The 3,321-nt window shown below is 36.3% G+C and carries 1 protein-coding gene and 1 pseudogene; both read right to left on the minus strand.

Annotated features, from left to right (window positions below):
* Window positions 1-429: 429 nt before the first annotated feature.
* Complete coding sequence (locus tag H6F32_RS20085) at window positions 430-2,016, minus strand: efflux RND transporter periplasmic adaptor subunit (RefSeq protein WP_190371036.1); 1,587 nt, start codon at window positions 2,014-2,016, stop codon at window positions 430-432.
* Between the two features lie 579 nt (window positions 2,017-2,595).
* Window positions 2,596-3,111 (minus strand): annotated as a pseudogene (locus H6F32_RS20090) (ATP-binding cassette domain-containing protein); the annotation flags it as partial.
* Window positions 3,112-3,321 lie beyond the last annotated feature (210 nt).

Genomic DNA, 3,321 nt, shown 5'->3' on the forward strand with positions numbered 1-3,321 from the left:
CAACTGGTATGAAGTACAGAGGAATCTGTTTACTTTAGTTGTACGTGAGCATATTTTTGCTAATCTTAATAGCGATCGCATGATCTAGAATACATAGATAATGTTTTTTGTCAATGCGTAAGTCCTAGTTACTAAAAATATAATCAAATATTTCTGACTTGGTAATATCCTATACTTTACACGGATAACCACAAGCCTTTAAGGTTGAGTTTCTGTCAAAGACAAACTCCCCAACTACCTTTCTTACATATATTCAGGAAAAAGTTTAAATTCGCTGAATAAAGTTTGCCTGATATTAAATAAACATTGGGAGCGACTACATCGTCAAACACTTTGCTATTCTAAATCAGAAGAAATGTTGCGATATTCTCTGAAATTATTAATTCATTATCTCAAGTTTGGCGATGTCCCCAATTTAGCGATCCGTAATTAGGGAGGACCTCCTTGTGGTGGCTCATCTCCTTGTGGTGGCTCATCTCCTTGTGGCGGACCATCTTCCTGTGGTGGTCTACCTCTTTGTGGTGGACCACCTCTAGGTCGTTGATCATTTGAGCCACCAAGTAAATTTTGCCAAGAAAACCCTGATTTTGGTGGTGTTTGAAATGGAGTATTAACTAATATATGTTCTGTACCATCAAGTCCGCTTTTAACTTCTGTAAGATTATTAACAGTAGCACCCACAGTGATGGGCACAAATTTAGGTAATTCATTAGGAGAAACAACAAATACACCCGTAACATTATTTTGACGGGTAACGGCCACTGTTGGTACTGTTAACACATCCGTCAAGTTACCAACCTGAAATTTTGCAGAAACATTCATACCAGCCTTGAGTTCCTGAGATGCTGTTCCTATTAACGCAACTTTTACCTTAAAGCTGGTAACATTTTGTTCTACAGTCGCCTGAGTAGCAATTTGTGATACTCGTCCTCGAAATTCCTTGCCACGAATAGCATCTGCTTCAATGATGACATCTTGTCCAATGCGAATTTTAGTAATATTATTTTCCGAAACATTAGCAACAACCCTGCTTTTAGAAATCATTGACAAAATAGAAGAAGAAGTTGCTGAAGAGACAGAACTTCCTGAAGTTGTGGGAGCAACAAAGGCACCAGGTTCAGCATACTTAAAAGCAACCACTCCATCAAAGGGAGCTTTAATCACAGTATCATTAATTTGTGTTTTGATACTTTGGAGAGATCCACGGGCAGATACAACCTCTGCACGGGCTTTATCAATATCTTCTTGTCTATTTCCCGCTTTTAGCAATTCTAGAATTTGCTCTTGACTTTTAACATCAGCACGGGCTTGATTAATCTCTTCCTGTCTAGTCCCCTCTTTTACCAGAGACAGGCTTTCTTGAAGTTCAACTACTGTAGCTTCAGCAGAATCACGAATTGCTTTTTTTTCTTTTAATGTCTGCTCAGAAATTGCTCCTTCATCAAAAAGTATTTGGTTACGATTAAGTTCTTCCTGGGCTTTATTAAATAGAGCCTTAGCACTATCTAATTTAGCTTTGACTTGAGCAATATCCTGAGGACGATTACCAGCAATCAGTTTTTTCAGATTCGCTTCTAATGCTTGCAGTTTAGCTTGTGCCTGAGCAATTTCCTGTGGACGATTACCAGCAATCAGTTTACGTAGATTTGCTTCCGCTTGTGCGAGTTTTCCTCTGACCTCCAGCCATTGTCCTTGCAAATTGGAATCATCCATCTTAGCAATTATCTGATCTTTTTTGATATAATCACCTTCATCCACCAGTAGTTCTTTAAGAAGCCCCACTGTTTTTGGACTAACATTTACCACTTTTTCTGGTTCAGCTGTGCCATTAGCTGAAACTACAATACTTAAGTTAGTTCGTTCTGCTAATATAGGTCTAGGACGTTCATTAACTTCTTTAGAAATGGAGAACTGACGATAGGCAAGAAAAAGTCCACCTATGAGGAAGAATAAAGTAGTAAACCCAAATAACAAGCCTATTTTTGGCTTTTTGTTAATATTAATGTATTCGTCCATATTTAAGCAACAGTGTATGTGAGATATTTTTATTCAAAAGACATCTGATGAAAAAGAATCTGAAAACCTAATTTCCGGAGAGGTCTAAAAAGTATCCGTAAATATAGTCAGCCTTAATCAATTGGAAAATTATTTTTACTGCTTATCCTAAATATAGCAATTATTTACAGATAATTATTTACAGACGAATGCATTTGTTTGTACCAATGATTTAGGTTGGCTATATTTTTTAATCGGCGTTGCTGAACTCAGGTATGAAATTGACAAATTCAAAATTTGAAACTTTGCGCCTTTGCGCCTAACGCAAGTGATTCACTTGGCTGATGCGCGAAACAAATATCATAATCATACCCCAATTCAGCAACCCCTTTTAATCAATTAGAGAAACTATTGATTCACCTTATCAAACTCAACTAGACCATAATCGAGTTTGATAATGTGATCAGCAAGATGGAAATAATCATCATCATGGGTGATAAGCTGTTGTGCTTTTAACTTGAATAATTAATACAAGCAAGATGCTTGTGTTACTGTAATTTCAGGTTTTTTAATTATACAGTGAGTGCTGCACATTAGCTTAACAATTACTATTTTATGACGATCTTTCAATTGTTTAAGAATCTGTTTATAGAATAAATCTCGAAATCTAGGTTCTTGATCTGCTGCCCATTCGTCAAATAGGTAAATGGGGCGATTTTCCAGATAAGTTGTTAATAAAGCAAGACGTTTTCTTTGCCCTTGGGAAAGATTTACAGTTGATAAAAACCCATTTTTAACTTTTACTTTATGGGATAACTGGAGTTGTTTAAGATATGTTTCTACTTCTTGATCAAGATTATTAGAATTGATACCCATATAACTTTCAAATAAGTAGAAATCAGAAAATATAGCTGAAAAATGTTGGCGATACCACTCGATATTCTCTAAAGTAATTCTTTGATCATTAAGATAAATTTCTCCTGATTGTGGAGTATATAATCCGGTAATTAATTTTGCTAAGGTTGACTTGCCACTACCATTTTCACCAACAATAAATAATATCTCTCCTGGTTGTAAAGATAATGTAATTGGTCCTAAAAGAAACCCTTTTTCATCTGGATGAAAGGGAGGCATATTTATGGTGGGGAATTTTGTAGCATCCGCAACAAATCTTGCGCTTTCTGATCATCACCTAGTAACTGATACTTTTAACCGAGACATTCCCTGACATCTGAGATATCGTGAAGGTCCAGTACAACATTACCAACTGAGTTGATAAAGGTGGTATCCCACATTGCCTTGAGGAAAATCCCCAAAGCTCCATTA

This window comes from Anabaena sp. FACHB-1237 (assembly GCF_014696225.1).
Taxonomy (GTDB): Bacteria; Cyanobacteriota; Cyanobacteriia; order Cyanobacteriales; family Nostocaceae; genus FACHB-1237.